The organism is Streptomyces sp. NBC_00513 (genome assembly GCF_041431415.1).
GTDB lineage: Bacteria > Actinomycetota > Actinomycetes > Streptomycetales > Streptomycetaceae > Streptomyces.
The window spans coordinates 7907779-7926416 of record NZ_CP107845.1 but is presented as its reverse complement, the minus strand read 5'-3'; the positions used below and the strand labels follow the sequence as shown (position 1 = coordinate 7926416).

Below are 18638 nucleotides of genomic sequence, written 5' to 3'. Positions count from 1 at the left end.
ACTGCCGGCACCGGCGCCGCCGACGGCAACCTCCTCGCCCTCCCCCTCGGCAGCCCCCTCAACCAATGCGGCGGAGCCGACCTGACACCCGATATGGACAGCCAGAACGGCCTCTTGGGGCAGCCTTCACGTCCTTCATCGACGCCCCGCCACTTGGGTGAGGTTCGGCTGTGGGTGACCGGGCCTGGTGGCTCTGGGACCACGAGGCCCGGTTCATCGCTATGCCCGCAAAGCCTCTGTCAGGCCTTCAGACCGTTGAACAGCGATTCCCGCGATCAACATCGTCGTGTAGGCGTGTTCGGGAAGACTGCCCGTGCGGAGCATGGTCTCGCCGCTGCATGGCGTGTTCACCATCGTGGTTTTCCCTTGTGGGGCGTGGTGCGATGAAGAGAAGTCGAACATCGTCGCGTAGGCGTGTTCGGGCAGGCTGCCCGTGAGATCCGTGCGGAGCATGGCCTCATTGCTACGCGGTGTGTTCATCAGGTCGGGCACAGGCACGCTCATGCCCTGGTAGGACACGCTCGGAGCATTCACTGCGGTTTCCTTTCTCTGACGGAGGGTGGTCCGACCGTCCGGTCCAGGTAGGACCGGGCGGTTGACGTGTGGGTCTGGTGACTCTCACACGCGTTCGCGGGGGTGTAGTTGAAGGTGTACGGCGTCGATGCCCAGTGCCACGGGGGCGGTCAGCGTTCGGTGGAAGGACGGGGTGGGGCCGGTGAGCTGGGCGCCGTAGGCCGGATCGGTCAGGACCTGGCACAGCCGCTCGGCCATGGTGATGGCCAACTGGGCGCCGATGCAGTAGTGCGGGCCGGCGGAGAAGCTCAGGGGCAGGGCTCGTTCGTGGGTGGGGTCGAAGGTGTCCGGGTCGGTGTACCTGGTCTGGTCTCGGTTGGCTTTGGTGACCATGAGTCGGAGTCGATCCCCGGCTTTGATGGTGTGGCCGTCGATCTGAACGTCGCGAAGTGCCTGCCGAGGCACGAGCTCCACCGTGGGCGGGACGTACCGCAGGGTCTCCTGGACCACACGTGAAACGAGGCCAGGGTCGTGGTGGGCGCTGCCGGCCGACCCTGGCCGGGAAAACAGGAGGTAAGTGGTGGTAGCGAGGAGGTGGGCGGTGGTCCACAACCCGGCGAGGTAGAGGTTCCACAGGTTGACCACGATCTCCTCCATGCTCAACGCCTGAGCTGGGTCGGGGTCATTCACCAGCGTGCTGATCAGGTCGTCGCGTGGCTGGGCGCGGCGGTCGTCGGCGAGTCGGCTGACCAATGCGGTCAGGCCGGCCATGCCCGTCTCCGCTTGTGTGAGAGCGTCGGGAGACCAGTGTGGGGTGCTGTAGAGGAAGATCTTGGAGATTTTCCTGGCCAGTGTGTCGAATTCTTCCCTGTCCTGCTCCGGTACCCCGAGGGCTGTCGCCACCGTCATCCTGACCAGCGGAGCCGCGATCTCGTCCAGCACCTCGACCTGGCCCGTGGCAGCACGCGCGTCGACCAGGTTTCGCGCCATCGTGGTGATCCGCGGCCCGAGCCGCTCCACCGCGGCAGGCAGGAACGCCGGGGCCAACGCCCGGCGCAGCCGACGATGGCCAGGCCCGTCCAGCAGCAACAGTTCGTGCGCTTCGAGCTTGCGCAGCAGGGCTTCGGCACGCGGGTCAGGTTGTTGGCCGGGGGCGGTGCTCGGTATCGGCGACACCACCCTGATATCGGAGTGCTTGAGCATGGTCACCATCTCGGAATGGCCGGTGACCACCCACGCTTCCAGGTCAGTGCTGAAATACAACCGATCGCCCCGTTGCCGAAGATCCGCCTCGATTGCCATTGCCACCCTCCGCGTTCTGGCGAGCCCGATACTCCGCAGATGCGCAACCCGCTTGATGATCGTGCTTCGCCATGCGCAGGTTGACAAGGAACTGGCAGGGCACAAAAAGTGCGTGAAAACACTGCCCTAAAGGGAAACCATTCCCGCCTCTACCTCGTTTCGGAGATCAGAGGTGTAGAGGTCAACCTGGTGGCCAGTGCCGCCCTCTCTCCGGCCTGCCTGGTTTCCTGGGCGGCTCCGATACCGTCGTTGCGGGCGGGACTTCGGTGGGCCTGTTGAACCCCGGAGAAGCAGAACCAGGCGCACAGGGGTGTGTCCCGGGCGGCTTGCTGCCACCCGGGACACGGTTGATCACGGCCGCCCGCTCAACAGCGAACGCCAACCGCTACTGCCAACGGTCAGCGGCGGCGACGCCACGACTCGATGTCCACCGTCCGGTTGCGGTCATGACGCAGGGTGGCGGTATCGGCGCGGTTGCCCCGGACGTGGTCGCGCTTGCCCTGGAAGAGGTCGGTGCGGGCGTCGCGGCCAGACCCGGTGTGGACGCGGATCGTGCCGCGGCCGGCGATGCGGGTGTCGTGGAAGCGGTACCGGTTGCCGTCCGTCGTCTGATCTTGGTCCAGGCGCGCGCGGCCAGCCCATAGCGCCGGCGCATCCCCTTGACCACCAGGCCATGCGCACACCCAGCCACTGACCGCCATGCCCATAGCGGTCACCTTCCACTGGTCGACGCACACGGCCGACCGAAGTCCGGTATGCCCGTAATGGTGGGGCGCTCGAAGCCGTCTCTCAGTCGTACTTCACGCCCGGCCGAATGCTCCCGAGCCTCGGGCCCGCATCATCGTTTCTTCCCTTTCAGCTCTGTGACCTGCACGGAAAGGGTGTCGATTCGAAAGAGTGACGTGGTGTGGATTCGCTGGCAGCGGGATCTGAGCCTCGCAATCATAGGTTTCGCTTTCGTCCTGAAAGCGGCGGCCTCACGGGTGGCACAGCCCGGCCGCACCACGAGAGGGAGGTGCCGAATTTCATGTCCATGCCTGTTGTGAGCATCTGGGACAACGCCATGCCTGGCGCTCAGCCCGCGTACCCGAGGACTTCCGCGTGGGACGCCACGTGGCCACTCCAAGGTGGAACTGCCTGGGTGTTCTACAGCACGCCGGGCCAGAGCCGGATCAGGAAGCCGGTGATCCTCTCCGACGGCTTCTCCGCCGGGAAGAGCGATCCCGACGCCCTGTGGAACGCCCTGGAGAACGGCGAGTACCCGTTCGTCTCCTCGCTGCGGGAGGCCGGCTTCGACCTGGTCCTCCTCGGCTTCGACGAGCGGTCCGCGTCCATCATCGACAACGCCGGTGTGGCGATCCAGTGCATCAAGAAGGCGATCGACGACCGCGAAGGGACCGCCAAGTTGACGGTCGGCGGTTTCAGCATGGGTGGGCTGGTCACGCGTTACGCCCTCGCGAAGATGCAGCACGACGGTGACGACCACGAGACCTCGACCTATCTCTCCTACGACACCCCTCACCGCGGCGCCTGGCTGCCCATCGGGGTACAGGCGTTCGCGCACTGGGTGAAGGACAACTGGGGCTCGATCCCGGGGTTCGGCGAACTCCTCAGCAGCTTCTCCGTGCTGGTCAACAGCCCGGCCGCCCGAGAACTGCTGCGCTGGCACATCGAGACCGTCGGCGCCGAGGCCCGCCAAGACCAGGCCCGCATCGACTTCCTCGCCGAACTCGAACGGGTCGGCGGCTGGCCCGTGGGCGTACGCCTGCTCGGTGTCGGAAACGGGACGGGCACCGGCGCCGGTAACAACATCCCGGCCGGCGTGACGGCGATGCTCACCACCGGTCAGGAGCTGACGGGCACCCGTCTGGACACGCAGAACACGGGAGAACAAGTCGTCGCCGTCCTGAAGAAGGCCGGAGCCACCGAGATCCAGGTCACCACCAGCGGCCTGCCCGACATCGACGGCGCTCCCGGCGGTCTGTTCCCCGAAGCGCACAACCTCCCGGGCCACCCCGGAAACTTCGGAACCGCCGCCTTCCTGGCCGGGCTTCTCGAAGGTCAGCCAGCCGAACTCACCTACAACACAAGCACGTTCGTACCGAGCGTCAGCGCGGTGGCGGCCGGCGACATCGACGACCACGACACGCTTTACAGCAAGATCGACCCCGCCGACAGCGAACTCGACGCCTTCATGTGCGCCAGTGACAACGAGGGACACACACTGATGACCGAGGAACTCGGCGAGTGGATCCTGAGCAAGCTCCAGGGCGAATAACCCACTGCCAAGACAATGACCGGCTCCCGGTCCTGGCACGACCGAGGGAACCCGGGATCCGGTCACCGAGCCGTCCGACCGCCGTCACTGCCACACTGCCGTGCGCACCAGCCCGGCGAGTGCAAGGGCGCGACTGTGCCCCGTTTGTACCCATCGCTGCAACCAGCACCGATCCGATCCGATCCGATCAAGTGGTCAGTTCCGAACCCTGCGTCCAACAGGCGCTCCACACCTGACACGCCGGTCCAGTCCTCCAGCCACTCCCGGCCTTGGCCGGGTCCGTGGTCATCGGACACAGCCTCCACGGAGCCGTCAGGCCCCAGGCCGTGACACAACGACCGGGGGTGTGTCAGCGCGTCATGGGTCCTCGCCCTCGTCCTCGCCCCGAGAGGCGGCGACGAAGCGGAACGGCGGATTGAAAGGCCCCATCACCAGCAGTTGGACGGTCCCGGTCGAGGCGTCGATCAGCTGTTGGTACGAAGCGGCGCGGCTCTTGTCCCGCGGGTGCGGAATGTCGGCCGGGTCGGCGGGATCCAGGATGACCGTGTTCTCACTCGCCTGCTTGATCCGGCCCCGGACGCCCGGCATGACCCGACCCACCGAGAGGACAGTAAATGACCACCTCTGTAACCAAGTTCGAGGTAAAGGCGCTGGAGATCGTTCCCGCCGATCTCGCCGCCCGCATCGAGAAGGCGGGGAGCGCCCACGTCGCCGACCGGCACATGCGCCGCTACGTCTCGACACCGTCCCGGCCGTTAACGCCGCACAGCGGCGGCCGCCTCGGCTGGACTACACGGCCGGACCCGCTCACGGCTCGTGACGTCACGAGGACGACTCGTTGAGGCATGGATGACATGACGGCAGCCCCGGGCACCTCATCAGGTGCCGGCCGGGCGAGCCCGCCGGCCGGCCTTGGTTGGGCCTCGACCGGTCCGGCAGGCCTGCACCCCAGCGCGCGGGAAACGATCGAGCGCGACGTGCAGGCGGTCCTGGCGCGAGACGGGCATCCTCACCCGCTGGGCGGCGGCACTCACCCCACCCAAGCCGATGAGCCGAGCCCGCGTTGTTCAACACAGGCGCCCGCGGGGTGCGCTCACGCCGGGGTTCACTCTCACACGCTGATGCTCAAGCCCTCCCCACCGCTGTAGGACAGGCGGACAGTGTCGACCTCCGGATCCGATGCGAGCGGAGAGCGGGAAGCGTGTCGCCATGCGGTGTCGTGAAGTGGTTCGACCCTGACCGGGGCACCGGTCTCATCAGCCAGCAAGGCGCCGGACCTGATGTCTCGGCGGAAACCGCGGCAATCCACGGAAAGGACCGCAGTCTGCGCCAAGGCGAGGAAGTCCTCTTCAACATCACCCTGGACGATGCGGGACTACGAGCCGACAACATCCAGCGAACGGCCCGCAGCCAGATCCTGCCCTCGACCCCCAATCACGCCGTCACACTGCACAGCGGCACCTTCTACCCCTGGTCGGCGACGCCACACGTCCCATGAGGGGTCCAGCGGCCGGCACGGTCTGCGCGCCTGCTCGCGCCCCCAGCGATCAGCCGACCCAGAACACCCAGAGCCGCCCGGGCGTCGGCAACCCCAATCCCGGCCTCGACCACCGCCAAACCCGTAGCTGAGCACCGGCCCTGACGCGCGCCCATAGCGGCGTGGACTGAACCCGAGGCCGGCCGGACCCATGGCCCGATTCGGCCACACGCCAAACGAGACACCCACCCCCAGGGCTCACCGATTGCCAGACCGTGGAGCTCCGCGAGTTGCGGTCAGGACGCCATGGCTCCAAACGGGGCTTTCGCCACAGTTACTTCCAACCTCCCCAGCCCAGGACAACGGGCCCCGTGTCGCGCCCACTGACCCAATCGCACGCCAGAAACGCACGACAACTGCGGCCGGCGCCTGACACTGGCACCGCCGCCCGCCGTCACAGCCGGTCCCAGGTGGTCGCCGCGTGGCGACACGTCAGGTGTCAGGCCGTCAGGGGGCGTCCCCGATCCACAGAAACCCTGTCCCGTCCCCCGGCACCGGGGCATAGTCGGATCGGCCGCCGGGAGCCCACTGACCGTTGTCCGTCACCAGCACGCACCGTCGGCACGCTCATCCTCGCCCCACGAGGTGACATCGAGGAGTAGCCCGTCCAACGGTCCGCCGATCAGATCCGCGCACACGCGGTCGAGCCGGGGGCAGCGCGTCGGTGCGGTGCCGTGATGTCGCGACGTCCCGGCAGTTTCCGGTCACTGTCTGCCGTCGCGCTGACGTCGTCCCGGCCATCCGCAGGGGTCAGGACAAGCGGACGACCTCGCCGGTGGCGGCACTGCCGCGTGCTGCGTCCAATACGGTCGCGGTGGTCACGGCATCCCAGGGATCCACGGGCAGCGGACGGGTGCCACGGACCGCGGCGGCGAAGGCCGGGTAGAAGAGATCCCACTCACCGCGGGCGGACGGCGCCGACTCGGCATGGTCGCCGCGCAGCACCTGTCCCCAACACCGCTCGGGCTCGACGCCCCATCGCTCACCCTCCGATGCCGGGGAGGCACCCGAGATCAGCAGGGCTTCCTGGCCGTCCACACCGTCGACCACATACGTCCCGGTGGTCCCGGTGGCACGGAAGCGCGGACCGGGTGCGCCCTGCCGCCAGCTGCCGGACAACTGTGACCGGACGCCGTTCCGGTGGGTCAACGCGACGAAGACGTCCTCGTCGAGCCCCTCGCCGCCGTCGCGGGTCCGCATCTCCGCGTACACCCGCTCGACCGGCCCGCACAGGACGAGTGCCTGGTCGACCAGGTGGCTGCCGAAGTCGAGCAGGGTGCCACCGCCCGCGGCCGGTGGGCCCGGCTCGGGCTGGAACCGCTCGAAACGCGACTCGAAGCGGGTCAGAGTACCGAGCGCGCCGTCGGCCACCAGCCGACGCAGAGTCAGGAAGTCGGAGTCCCAGCGCCGGTTCTGGTAGACCGTCAGCGAAACCTTCAACCGCTCCGCGAGTTCCGTCGTCTCCCGAGCCGAAGCGGCGTCGAGCGCGAACGGCTTGTCACAGACCACTGCCAAGCCCAGCCTCAGCGCCTCCTGGGCCAGCGGGATGTGTGTGGCCGCCGGGGTGGAGATCGCGACCGCCTCGGCTCCGGCACGGGCCAGTTCTTCCAGGGAGTCGTACGTCGGCCGGTTGAGCTCGTCGGCGACCTGCTTGCGGCGCTCGGGAGAGGTGGTGACCACCCCGAGGAACTCACAGTCCGGGGTCGAGGCGAGCAGCGGGGCGTGGAAGTGCCTGCCACCGAAACCGTAGCCGACCAGTCCGATACGTACGGGCGCGTCCGTCATGCGTGGTCCCTGTCTTCGTTCTTGTGAAACCGGTCGCGCGGTAAAGCCTCAGCTACCTTGGAGCCCGAGTCCGCAGGTCTACATATTTACACGGAATCGCACATTTATGAACAGGCGATCGGTTGAGACCTAACAACTCCCCGCCGGCCGCCGGTGCGCAGCCCACCCACACATCCGACCGCCGCAAACCTCGGCGCCCTGCTCGCGAGTACGGGGCGCAACGAGGAGGCCATGGAGCTGTACCGGCAAGCCAAATCAGATGTCACCCGATCGTGCGGCAAATGGTGTCGAGGAGCCTGCTCGCTCGGGGGCACAGCTGTGAGTGGCTGCCCGTCAGTTGGTGGCGACGGGGTAGACGTCGTCGACCGTGTCCTGGTCGGTGGTGGTCTCCCACTCCGTCACCTTGCCGCCGCCGGCACGTTCCAGGACGTAGCGGTCGGCGCGGAACCAGATGGCTTGGGAGAGGCGGTTGCCGTTGGCGGGGTACTCGCGCTCGACGGTGACGGTGCGGTTGCTGGACTGCGTTGTCTCCTGGGCGACGCGGGTGCGCAGTTGGTGGCTGATGGTGGTGCTGAGGGAGGAGGAGAAGCCCTTGTACTGGAAGCTTGTCTCGGCGGTGACGGAGATGCTGGTGGTGGTTTCGACTTCGCGGGCGTTGCTCGTGGTCACGCCGATGGTGGTGCTTTGGGACTCCTTTTTGCTCACCTGGCCGCTGTGCTCGTAGTAGTAGACGATCTTGTAGTAGCCGTACCTCTTGAGCAGGTAGTACGGACTTTCCGCGGCCTGCCTCGCGCGGCCGAGGGCGGGGTCCGAGACCAGGGGGAAGGGTAACAGCGTGGTGCCGATGAGGACTTCCGGTGTGGTCTCCGGGTTCGGCCTTGCGTGTCCGCTCATTCGGATGACGCCGCCGACGGCGTTGCCGGTCGGACCGACGGCGGCGTTGATGATGCCGCTGTACGCGGTGTCCTTCTCCAACAGCCACAGCTGGGAGTCGCCGTCCGTTCCGGATGCCCGCCAGTAGGTGTTGACCTTGTCGGAGCCGCTCGTGCCGAAGTTGTTGGGGGTCAGGAACAGCCCCCCATTCTTGTTGCTGAGCGTGTAGTAGCCGCCCCCCGCCTGACGGAGCAGCCAGGTCTGGCTGTTGCGGACGGAGGAGTCCGCACCGTTCTGCGGCGGGAACAGGTTGACCCGGACGTCATGGCCGGCGAAGTTGTCCGGAGTCAGCAGGTTCCCGGCGACCTTCTGGGCGATGAGGTACTCGCCGTTGTCGAGGCTCAGCACGTTCCAGGTCTGCGATGTCCGGGCCTGCCCGCCGCTCTCGGACTTCCAGATCGTGGCGTAAGAGTCCCCCTCGAAGCCTGAACTGGTCAGATACAGGCCCGAGCGCTTGTTCTTCAACCGGTAGGCGTAGCCCTGCTCGATGCCTTCGGACGTTGCCATCATGCCCCTTCCGCAGCCTCATCAGGAAGCGCCATCCTCACAGGGGAGTCACTCACAGAGAAAGTACATAACCAGACAGTCACCAACACGGAGAATTCACAATTCCAACCATGATTCACCAAGCGTAGCGGCGAACGGTTGAGCCCTCCCGGGCCTGTGTGCGAACCGCACTCCCCAACGACCGGGTGTGCCACCAGTTCCGGGCTCTGCCGAGGTCCAACGTTTCCACTGGCGTGGGGAACGGATGCTCGGGGCCCGGCGGTATTCGACCGACAGTATGGGCACTCCGCTGGCCGAGACGTAGCGCGAGACCAGTCCGTGCAACAGGTCGATGTGGCCGAAGATGTAGCCGCCGCCGTGGAAGAACAGCACCGCCAGCGCCAAGGGCCGACGCTTGACCCTGGCCCCGGTGCACGAGTAGGGCACCGAGCGCAGCGCGAAGGAACGCCGCCGTCTACCGACTGGGGGTCGAAAAGGCCCGGTAGAGCGCGCGGCCGACACCCCCTGCATAGCAGCACAGGATCGACTCCGCCGAAGTCCACGTAGGCGCATTCGGGGTCCGTCTGCGACAGGAGGCCGACGAGGAAGGCCGCCACCTGACCACCGTCATCCTCTACGAGGAAGCTGGTGGTCGTGAAGTGCTGAAAGTAGAGCCGAGGCAGCAACAATGCGCGTTCCCTCGACCTGCTCCCCTTTCAGACCGCCCCACCAGGCGTCCAGAACAGCCAGCACACGCAGATGGTCGGTGTCGGCGAGATGTCGGACTTTCAGACCCGCAGGAAGATCAGGGTCGAAGTCGTACACGTAGGAACCCATGCCTGCCACCAGCCCCATCGGCGATATCGCGCTTGCTCCCAATCTGGCCGAACGCAAGTCCTTCCTGGCAGGGGCCGGACAGCCCTTCCCGGGGACACTCGGCCCGGGGGGCGGGGACGACCGGCAGGCCCGGTTCAGTCCCCTTCGACCCAGCGTCCCGGCTCCACGCCCGATAGGCCTCCAGGGCCGTGGGCAGGGTCGGGTAGATGCGCTCGGCACCCACCGAGGAGGTGAGACCGTAGGCATCCAGGTCCTCCCGGAGTTCCTGCTTGACCCGTGCCAGCGCGAGGACGATGCCCCGATGCTCCAGTTCCTGGCGGAGTGCGTCCACGGCGTCCAGAGCGGTGATGTCGACCTCGACGTTCGCCTCGGCGTTGAGTACGAGCCATCGAACCGGGGGACTCTGTTGGTCGATCGCGGCCAGGGCACGACGGCGGAAGTTCTCGGCGTTGGCGAAGAAGAGCGGCGAATCGTAGCGGTAGATGACCAGTCCCGGAACGGTCCGCGCCGTCGGGTAGTCGTCCACGTCGTGCATGCCGGCCAGTCCGGGGACTTCTGCCGGCGTGCAGATACCCATCACCTGCTCCACTCCGGCGCGGTTGTACCAGCTTCGATCGAAGAGCACGATCTCGCCGGCGGCGGGCAGGTGCTCGATGTAACGCTGGAAGTACCACTGGGTGCGCTCACGCTCCGTCGGGGACGGCAGAGCCGCGATGCGGGCGACGCGTGGGTTGAGGTGCTCGGCGGCTCGTTTGATCGTACCGCCCTTACCCGCGGTGTCGCGGCCCTCGAAGACGACGACGAGGCGTGCGCTCCCCGCCCGCGTCCACTCCTGCAGCTTGACCAGTTCCGTCTGGAGCCGCAGCAGTTCGTCCTCGTAGAGCGCCTCCTTGAGACTCATGGCCGTCTTCCCTCCGCCGCCTCCGAGTGGTGCGACCAGTCAGTCACGCCGAGCGTCCGCGCGCAACGATCCGCTTCGGGCCTGGGCGCATCGACGGGTCCGGCCCGGGGGCTCTCATCCACGTCCGGCGCCGGCTCGGCGCACGCGTCTTCGACGCTTACCCGCGCATGCAGTTCAGGGCTCACGGTCGAACCGCGTGATCAGGCCGGTCGTTACGGCCCCCGCGCGCAGCGACCCCTTGTGGGCGCGGGCAAGTCGATACCCTGGCCCGGTGGTACGTGGACGGTCGAAGGGGAAGCACGTGGGTGTGGGGGCTCCGCTGGGTCGAGTACCGCAGATGCGGCTCGACGAACTGCTCGACGAACTCCAGGTCCGCATCGACGCCGTGCGCGGCACCCGTGACCGGGTGCACAGCCTGCTGGAAGCCGTCATGTCCGTGGGACGGGAGCTGGACCTCGCCCAGGTCCTCCGGCGAATCGTGGAGGCCGCCGCGCTCCTCGTGGACGCCGAGTACGGGGCGCTGGGTGTCATCGGCCCGGACGGGCGGAGGCTGTCGCAGTTCCTCACCGTGGGGCTCAGTGACGAGGCGATTGCCGAGATCGGCCCCCTCCCCGCCGGCCACGGTCTGCTCGGGGAGGTCATCCGGCACCCGGAGCCCCTGCGTCTGACCGACCTCGGCGCGCACTCCTCCTCGTACGGCTTCCCAGCCCATCACCCGCCCATGAGGACCTTCCTCGGGGTACCCATCCGGGTCCGCGACGAGGTGTTCGGCAACCTGTACCTGACCGACAAGCGGGCCGGGGCGGACTTCGACACGGAGGACGAGACCGTTATCTCGACCCTCTCCGTGGCCGCCGGGGTGGCGATCGACAACGCGCGACTCTACGAGGGGTCACAGCGCCAACAGCGGTGGCTCAAGGCGAACGCGGAGATCACCGCGAACCTGTTGTCCGGCAGTTCTCGCGCCGCCGTGCTGGAACTGATCGCCCGCCGCGCCCAGGAGATCACCGGGTCCCTCCTGGCGGACGTCGCCGTGCCCGTGGACGGCGCCGACGGCCTGGTCGTGGAGTTCGCGACCGGTGCGGACAGCCGCGCGCGGCAGGGCCTCGTCGTACCCATCGTGGGAACGCTGTCGGGAACCGCGCACCGGACCTCCGATCCCGTCACGTCCGCACACGCCGCCGAAGACGACCGGTATCCCGCGGATGCCCAGGTGCGGGAAGGTGCGGGCCCCGCCGTGGCGGTTCCGCTGGGCACTGCCGGCGGGGAGAGCCGGGGTGTCCTCCTCCTGGCACGACCGGCGGGTGCACCGGTTTTCGGCGAGGGTGAGTTGGAACCGCTCGTCGCCTTCGCCGGCCAGGCGGCGATCGCCCTGGAGCTCGCGGAGCGACGGCGGGACGCGGAGCAGATCGCGCTGCTCGAAGAGCGCGACCGGATCACCCGTGATCTACACGATCTCGCCATCCAACGGCTCTTCGCGACCGGCATGACCCTCCAGAGCGCCGCACGCCTCGTGGAACACGAAGGAGCCGCGGAGCGCATCGGCCGAGCGGTCGACGACCTCGACGAAACCATCAAGATCATTCGATCGACCATCTTCGGGCTGCGCACGAAGGACCGTGAAAGCGTTCCCGGCCTGCGGGCGCGAGCCGCCCGCGCCGTCGGTGAGGCGGCGACCACGCTCGGCCGTCCTCCGCGCCTGAGCATGGAGGGGCTGCTCGACACCGACGTGCCCGCCCCCGTCGCGGACCACGTCATGGCGGTACTGGGCGAGCTTCTGAGCAACGCCGCCCGCCACGCCCAATCGACCCGCGTCGGCGTGACCCTCAGAGCGGCTTCGGCCGAGATCGTGCTGACCGTCACGGACAACGGCAAAGGCATTCCCGCCCAGGGCCGTCGGAGCGGCTTGCGAAACCTCGATGAACGGGCCCGGGGTCTGGGCGGGACCTTCACGGTGGACAGCCCCGATGGCGGGGGAAGCCGGTTCGTGTGGCGCGCTCCCCTGCCCACAGGCGGCTGAGGCCAGGCCGGACCACGACACCACTCGTCCGCCACGGCACTGGCGTGGTACGGACCAGACGTCGCCGACACGAAGCCGACGGCGTCAATGCGGCGCGTCCCCCGCCTTTCGGTCGGCCTCCAGCCGGAAGCCGGTGACGAGGTCGGGGCGGATCCGCAGAGCGCCGGTCATGGGGTGCCCTGCCCACGGACGGAGGAGGGCGGCGAACCGGTCCATCTCGTCCGCGTCGGCCACCGGGGTCGCGTAACCGGTGACGACGACGCTCCACCCGAGGTGCGTGGCCGAGTCGATCACGTCTGCCTCATACGCCACGACGACCCCGGGGACGTTCGCGGGAGGCACGAGAGAGGCAAGTGCCCCGCCGTCGTGGATCCTGACGATGACGTCCTCGCCCTCGACCAGGTGATTGACGGGGCGGACGGCGGGCAGCGCGTGCTGGGTGAAGACGATGCGCCCGAGGGAAACCGTCCCGAGGAGCCGCAGCGCCTCGGCCCTGTCCAGCGCCCGCATGCGCCGACCGTCTGTCGTCGGGCCGAGCGGGACGACAGGGCGCTGCGTGCCGTGCTCCATGGTGCACACCTTCGTCCGGTCTCGATCGGCTCTCGCGTTTCTGGGTGACCAGCCTCTCTCGTGATCACCGGGGGGAACCAGGGCCGTCTGGTCCCCATCTGGGTACCGGTTTCGCGGACGCCCGCGATCATGTCGCGATGCACCGCAGCGCCCGGTCGATGCCGAGGAGTTCCCTCGAATGGCCACCCTGGCGGTAGTCGCGGGTGCTGGAACCTGGTGTCGCCGCCCGACGCCTTCGGTCGACACGACCGATGAGGGCCGATCGGCCCTGTCCTTCGGGCCCCGCCCACAGGCAGGATGCCGGTGTTCGTGCGCCCAGGGCGAACCCGGCGAAGGAGTTGCGTCATGACCGACAGCGGTGCCCCCTCCCCCGCGAAGACGCCGATCACGGTCTTCCTGCTCGACGATCACGAGGTCGTGCGTCGGGGCGTGCACGACCTCCTGGACGCCGAGCCTGACCTGACCGTCGTCGGCGAAGCGGGGACCGCGGAACAGGCACTGATCCGCATCCCCGCGCTGCGACCCCAGGTCGCGGTCCTGGACGTGCGACTCCAGGACGGCGACGGGGTGACGGTCTGCCGCGAGCTGCGCTCCCGGATGCCTGGGCTCGCTTGCCTCATGCTCACGTCCTTCGACGACGAGGAGGCCCTGCTCGACGCCATCATGGCGGGGGCCTCCGGTTACGTGCTCAAGCAGATCACCGGCACTGATCTGGTGACCGCCGTCCGGACGGTGTCCACCGGCCAGTCAATGCTCGACCCGGGTGCCACCACGCGTCTGATGGCCCGCATGCGCGGCGACGCGCCCCAGGGGGAACAGGTCCCAGGCCTTCCCGGATTCACCGACCGGGAGAAGGAGATCCTGGTCATGGTCAGTGAGGGGCTCACCAACCGGGAGATCGGCAATCGGCTCTACCTCGCCGAGAAGACGGTCAAGAACATCATTTCGAGGCTCTTCGTCAAACTGGGTGTGGAACGCCGCGTCCAGGCGGCCGTCATCGCCAGTCACGCCCTGATCCCGCCGAGCCGGCACCCGTTCCCGGCAGCCGAATAGTCACCGGACCGAGTGCGTCTGGGGTCGGGCACGCCGTGCGGTCGCGTACCCGACCATCCTCCCCGACCCGACCCGGTTCAGGGGTGCGGGACCACTGCGACGGGGCAGACCGCGTGGTGCAGGACGGCATGCGCCACGGAACCGACGCGCGCCCCCACCGAGGACTCACGGACCCGGCGTCCGACGACCACCAGTTGCGCATCGGACGCGGCCGAGAGCAGCACGTGGCCGCCACTGCCCCGCTCCACCTGCTCGATGACTTCCACTTCGGGGTACCGCAGCCGCCATGGCTCCAGAGCCTGCTCCAAGGCGGCCTTCTCGTACGGTTCCAGGCCGCCGAGCTGATCGGCGATCCACATCGATCCCGGGCTGTAGCCGTAGACCGGCGGCAGGGTCCAGGCCCGCACCGCCCGGAGCGGCACCTCGCGCACGGAAGCCGCGGCGAAGGCGAAACCCAACACCTCGGCGGACTCCTCCACCCCACCCTGCTGGCCCACGACCACCTCCCCTTCGTCGGGCCCGGTCACCGGCCCGCCGTCCCGGGCCCGAACGGATACGACGGGGCACTCGGCCGCCGCGATCAGCTGCTGCCCGAACGAGCCGAGCAGGGAGCCGGCGATGACGCCGTGTCCCCGGGTACCGAGGACCAGCATCTCCGCCTCCTTGGCGGCGCGCAGCAGTGCCGGCACGGGGGCGTCCTGGAGCACTTCCGCGGTCAGTGCGAGCTCCGGGTGGCGGTGGGTGAGCTCGGCCTCGACCTCCCGGACGATGTCCTGGGCCCGGCTTGCCTCGCTGTCGCGGTGTTGAACGATCGGGACCTCGAGCGGTTGCCACAGCCAGGCGTGGATCACGCGCAGCCGCCCGTCGCGCCGCAGGGCTTCCCGTGCGGCCCAGTCGGCCGCTGCCCGGCTCTCTGGGGATCCGTCCACTCCGACGACGAGGGTGCGTTTCACAGGTCTGTCCTCCGTACTGATGCCCTTGGCATCGGGGTCGGTCAGGCAGGGAGTCGGTGGCACCGGCCGGGGGAACCGGCGCCACCGGGTTCACCTTCGCCGTCAGCGGCGGGCGACCAGAAGGGCCGACAGTCCCGCACGGCGGGACCGTCATCCCGTGGCGTCCGCCGGCGAAGCGGCGCAGTGTTGTCGGCATCGGCTCAGTCGACGAACGTCCCGGACCGCCGCACGGAGGAGCGGAAATGACCGCGTACCCGATCTCGGAGCTGGCCGCCCACTGGCGCGCCGCCAACTACCTCGCAGTCGGCCAGATCTACCTCATGGACAACCCGCTGTTGACTGAACCCCTCAGGCCGGAGCACATCAAGCCCCGGCTGCTCGGGCACTGGGGCACCTCCCCCGGACTCAACCTGGTGTACACGCACCTCAACCGTGTGATCGAGGAGCGTTCGCTGGAGGCTCTGTGCGTCTGGGGTCCCGGGCACGGTGGCCCTGCCGTCCTGGCCAACTCGTGGCTGGAGGGGACCTACAGCGAGACCTACCCGGACGTCACGCGCGACGGTGATGGCATGGCCAAGTTGTTTCGGCAGTTCTCGTTCCCCGGCGGGGTACCGAGCCATGTCGCGCCCGAGACCCCCGGTTCCCTCCACGAGGGAGGTGAGCTCGGCTACGCTCTCGCGCACGCCTACGGAGCCGCCTTCGACCACCCCGACCTGCTGGTCGCGTGCGTCATCGGTGACGGCGAGGCTGAAACGGGGCCCCTGGCCGCGTCCTGGCACTCGAACAAGTTCCTCGACCCCGTCCACGACGGAGCCGTCCTGCCGATCCTCCACCTGAACGGCTACAAGATCGCCAACCCGACGGTCCTGTCCCGGATCCCCGAGGACGAGCTCGACGCCCTGCTGCGCGGCTACGGGCACGAGCCCCTCCACGTGACCGGCGGCGATCCCGCCCAGGTCCACCAGGCGATGGCCCGCGCGATGGACCACGCCCTGGACCGCATCGCCGCCATCCAGCAGGAAGCTCGGAGCACCGGTGTCGATCCGGGGCGCGGGCACGCGACGTGGCCGATGATCGTCCTGCGCACCCCCAAGGGGTGGACGGGCCCGGCCACTGTGGACGGCCTGCCGGTCGAGGGAACCTGGCGGGCGCACCAGGTTCCGCTCTCCGGGGTACGGGAGAACCCCGAGCACCTCAAGCACCTGGAGGACTGGCTGCGCTCCTACCGCCCCGAGGAACTCTTCGACTCGGAAGGCCGGCCCACGCCGAAGGTGCTGGAGTGCCTGCCCACCGGGGACCTTCGCCTCGGCGCGAGTCCTTCCACCAACGGGGGCCGCCTCCTGCGGCCGCTGCCCCTGCGCGCCCTCGACCCGTACGCCGTTCCCGTGGACAAGCCCGGCGCGACCCTGCACGAGCCGACCCGCGTACTGGGCCGCTACCTCGCGCAGGTCATGAGGGACACGGCCGGGCGGCGGGACTTCCGGGTGGTCGGGCCGGACGAGACTGCCTCCAACCGTCTAGACGACCTGTACGAGGCGACGGGCAAGGCCTGGCAGGGCATGACGGAGCCCACCGACCTGAACCTGTCCCGGGACGGGCGGGTCATGGAGATCCTCTCCGAGCACGTCTGCCAAGGTTGGTTGGAGGGCTACCTTCTCACCGGCCGACACGGCCTGTTCTCCACGTACGAGGCTTTCGCGCACATCGTCGACTCCATGGTCGGCCAGCACATCAAATGGTTGAAGGCCTCGCGTGAGCTGACCTGGCGGGCGCCGATCGCCTCTCTGAACTACCTCCTCACCTCGCACGTCTGGCGTCAGGACAACAATGGCTTCTCCCACCAGGACCCGGGATTCGTCGACCACGTCCTCAACAAGAGTCCGGACGTCGTGCGCGCCTACTTCCCGCCGGACGCCAACACCCTCTTGGCGGTGGCGGACCACGCGTTGCGCAGCCGGGACCAGGTGAATGTGATCGTGGCGGGGAAGCAGCCCTGCTTCGACTGGCTTCCCATGGACCAGGCCCGGATCCACGTCGCCCGCGGCGCGGGCATCTGGGACTGGGCGGGCACCGACCACGGCGCCAAGGACCCTGACGTGGTGCTCGCCTGTGCGGGTGACGTACCCACCATGGAGATCCTCGCCGCCGCCGCTCTCCTGCGCGAACACCTCCCCGCGCTCGCCATCCGGATCGTAAACGTCGTCGACATCGCCCGGCTCATGCCGCGCGAGGAGCACCCGCACGGGATGACCGATGCCGAGTACGACGCCCTCTTCACGACCGACAAGCCCGTGATCTTCGCCTATCACGGCTATCCGTGGCTGATCCACCGCCTCGCCTACCGCCGGTCCGGCCACGGACAGCTCCATGTCCGTGGCTACAAGGAGTCGGGGACCACGACCACGCCCTTCGACATGGTCGTACGCAACGACCTCGACCGCTATCGGCTCGTGATGGACGTCGTCGACCGGGTTCCCGGCCTGGCCGGTCACGCGGCGGGGCTGCGGCAGGACATGGCCGACCAACGGATCCGCCACCACGACTGGATCCGCGCCCACGGAACCGATCTCCCCGAGGTCGCGGACTGGACCTGGCCGTACTGAGAACACACCCGGCGGCGCCGTCACCGACTGTTTCGAGTCTGTCGGGTGGCACGCGCCGTACGCTCACCCCGACCCGGCCCCGCCATGGGCCGGTCGGCCCTCGGCGGGGCCCGGTGGGCCCTGCCGAGGCAGGCGCCTGGAGGCCGAGACTGGACGGGTCGGGGCCCGATCGGCATCGACGGGTCCGAGCGACGGCACTCTCATCGACCACGACGCAGGAGCCGGTCATGCCCGCATCCCGCTACACCGTCAGTGACGTCATGATCGAGGTGTCCCGCCTCATGCCCTGCCCTCTGCGATCCCCACCTGTCGAACAGGAAACGGGCGATGACACAGCGGATGAGGCCTCACAGGGAGAAGGGAACGGTCGTGCTGCGGTGAGGCGGTTCAGCGGGCAAGGGCGAGGACGCCCGGCTCGCTTCCCTGCCCGTCGACGACGGGCAGGGAAGCGAGCCTGCGATAGCGCATCGCGTGGTCGGCCTGGCCATCGTGGTCGTGCGAAGCGAACGGCCCGCGGTCGCCGAGGACAGCCCGCAGACGGACCTGGTCCGTGGAGGCGGCGCTGTCGCGGACCACGGCGAGTTCCGGGCGAGCGCCGGAGCGACGTCGGCGAAAGCCTCGGCGGCCCCGTCCTCCAGCGTGCGCACGATCTCCTCCTCCTTACGAGTCGGCCGCCGTGCGGAACGCGATCTCGTCCCCTACTACGACGTAGTTGACGGGAAAGACGGCCAGTCCTTCCAGGCCGGAGAAGCCGATGCGGCCGATGCGGCCGATGCCCATGCCTGGCGGACTGTCGGTCGTCCTCCCCGTCAGCTCGGAAACGGTGGTCCCGAACAGCACGACACGGGCCGCCACCTCATCGCTGCC

The 18638-nt window shown here is 68.5% G+C and carries 17 protein-coding genes and 1 pseudogene; 6 read left to right on the top strand and 12 right to left on the bottom strand.

The annotated features are described in order from the left end of the window. Positions 1-219 precede the first annotated feature (219 nt). From OHA84_RS35690 to OHA84_RS35680, 3 genes are all read right to left on the bottom strand, one after another. Positions 220-519 carry a hypothetical protein gene (locus OHA84_RS35690; protein WP_266967440.1) on the bottom strand — a complete coding sequence of 100 codons (300 nt, stop codon included), beginning with the start codon at positions 517-519 and terminating at the stop codon, positions 220-222. A 99-nt stretch (positions 520-618) separates the two neighbouring features. Continuing rightward, on the bottom strand, positions 619-1776 hold the full coding sequence (locus OHA84_RS35685; RefSeq protein ID WP_266967442.1) for a cytochrome P450: 1158 nt from the start codon (positions 1774-1776) through the stop codon (positions 619-621). 437 nt (positions 1777-2213) lie between these two features. Then, positions 2214-2522, bottom strand: a complete 309-nt coding sequence (locus OHA84_RS35680; protein WP_266967444.1) for a hypothetical protein — start codon at positions 2520-2522, stop codon at positions 2214-2216. A gap of 434 nt (positions 2523-2956) precedes the next feature. Here OHA84_RS35680 and OHA84_RS35675 point away from each other — a divergent pair, with 434 nt between their 5' ends. Further along, on the top strand, positions 2957-4093 hold the full coding sequence (locus tag OHA84_RS35675; protein WP_266967445.1) for a triacylglycerol lipase: 1137 nt from the start codon (positions 2957-2959) through the stop codon (positions 4091-4093). 357 nt (positions 4094-4450) lie between these two features. On the opposite strand, the gene OHA84_RS35670 is transcribed toward OHA84_RS35675, so the two are convergent. Continuing rightward, a complete protein-coding gene (locus OHA84_RS35670) occupies positions 4451-4693 on the bottom strand; it encodes a hypothetical protein (protein ID WP_266967446.1) in 243 nt (80 codons plus the stop codon). 14 nt (positions 4694-4707) lie between these two features. On the opposite strand from OHA84_RS35670, the gene OHA84_RS35665 reads away from it, so the two are divergent. Both OHA84_RS35665 and OHA84_RS35660 read left to right on the top strand, forming a co-directional pair. Beyond that, positions 4708-4935, top strand: coding sequence for a hypothetical protein (locus tag OHA84_RS35665; protein WP_266967447.1), 228 nt, complete (start codon positions 4708-4710; stop codon positions 4933-4935). 377 nt (positions 4936-5312) lie between these two features. Beyond that, a complete protein-coding gene (locus OHA84_RS35660) occupies positions 5313-5591 on the top strand; it encodes a cold shock domain-containing protein (protein ID WP_266967448.1) in 279 nt (92 codons plus the stop codon). A gap of 789 nt (positions 5592-6380) precedes the next feature. Here OHA84_RS35660 and OHA84_RS35655 read toward each other — a convergent pair. From OHA84_RS35655 to OHA84_RS35640, 4 genes and pseudogenes are all read right to left on the bottom strand, one after another. After that, entirely contained in the window at positions 6381-7415 is a 1035-nt protein-coding gene (locus OHA84_RS35655) for a Gfo/Idh/MocA family protein (RefSeq protein ID WP_266967449.1), read from the bottom strand. A 333-nt stretch (positions 7416-7748) separates the two neighbouring features. Further along, the gene (locus OHA84_RS35650; RefSeq protein WP_266967450.1) at positions 7749-8858 is read right to left on the bottom strand and encodes an RICIN domain-containing protein; all 1110 of its coding nucleotides are present in this window, start codon (positions 8856-8858) and stop codon (positions 7749-7751) included. Positions 8859-8951: 93 nt separating this feature from the next. Then, on the bottom strand, positions 8952-9365 hold the full coding sequence (locus OHA84_RS35645) for an alpha/beta hydrolase fold domain-containing protein (RefSeq protein WP_371591555.1): 414 nt from the start codon (positions 9363-9365) through the stop codon (positions 8952-8954). A gap of 502 nt (positions 9366-9867) precedes the next feature. After that, positions 9868-10572 (bottom strand): annotated as a pseudogene (locus OHA84_RS35640) (STAS domain-containing protein); the annotation flags it as partial. A gap of 337 nt (positions 10573-10909) precedes the next feature. Between OHA84_RS35640 and OHA84_RS35635 the strand changes: the two are divergent. Then, positions 10910-12592 (top strand): GAF domain-containing sensor histidine kinase, encoded by a 1683-nt coding sequence (locus OHA84_RS35635; protein WP_266973805.1) that lies wholly within the window; start codon positions 10910-10912, stop codon positions 12590-12592. Positions 12593-12676: 84 nt separating this feature from the next. Here OHA84_RS35635 and OHA84_RS35630 read toward each other — a convergent pair whose 3' ends face one another. Next, the gene (locus OHA84_RS35630; RefSeq protein WP_371591554.1) at positions 12677-13162 is read right to left on the bottom strand and encodes a pyridoxamine 5'-phosphate oxidase family protein; all 486 of its coding nucleotides are present in this window, start codon (positions 13160-13162) and stop codon (positions 12677-12679) included. A 345-nt stretch (positions 13163-13507) separates the two neighbouring features. Between OHA84_RS35630 and OHA84_RS35625 the strand changes: the two genes are divergently transcribed. Then, a complete protein-coding gene (locus tag OHA84_RS35625) occupies positions 13508-14215 on the top strand; it encodes a response regulator transcription factor (RefSeq protein ID WP_266967451.1) in 708 nt (235 codons plus the stop codon). A 77-nt stretch (positions 14216-14292) separates the two neighbouring features. Here OHA84_RS35625 and OHA84_RS35620 read toward each other — a convergent pair whose 3' ends face one another. Further along, positions 14293-15168 carry a universal stress protein gene (locus tag OHA84_RS35620; protein ID WP_266967452.1) on the bottom strand — a complete coding sequence of 292 codons (876 nt, stop codon included), beginning with the start codon at positions 15166-15168 and terminating at the stop codon, positions 14293-14295. 242 nt (positions 15169-15410) lie between these two features. Here OHA84_RS35620 and OHA84_RS35615 point away from each other — a divergent pair, with 242 nt between their 5' ends. After that, the gene (locus OHA84_RS35615; RefSeq protein ID WP_266967453.1) at positions 15411-17771 is read left to right on the top strand and encodes a phosphoketolase; all 2361 of its coding nucleotides are present in this window, start codon (positions 15411-15413) and stop codon (positions 17769-17771) included. 387 nt (positions 17772-18158) lie between these two features. Here OHA84_RS35615 and OHA84_RS35610 read toward each other — a convergent pair whose 3' ends face one another. After that, the gene (locus OHA84_RS35610) at positions 18159-18347 is read right to left on the bottom strand and encodes a hypothetical protein (RefSeq protein ID WP_266967454.1); all 189 of its coding nucleotides are present in this window, start codon (positions 18345-18347) and stop codon (positions 18159-18161) included. A gap of 84 nt (positions 18348-18431) precedes the next feature. Continuing rightward, positions 18432-18551 (bottom strand): pyridoxamine 5'-phosphate oxidase family protein, encoded by a 120-nt coding sequence (locus tag OHA84_RS35605; protein WP_371591553.1) that lies wholly within the window; start codon positions 18549-18551, stop codon positions 18432-18434. Positions 18552-18638 lie beyond the last annotated feature (87 nt).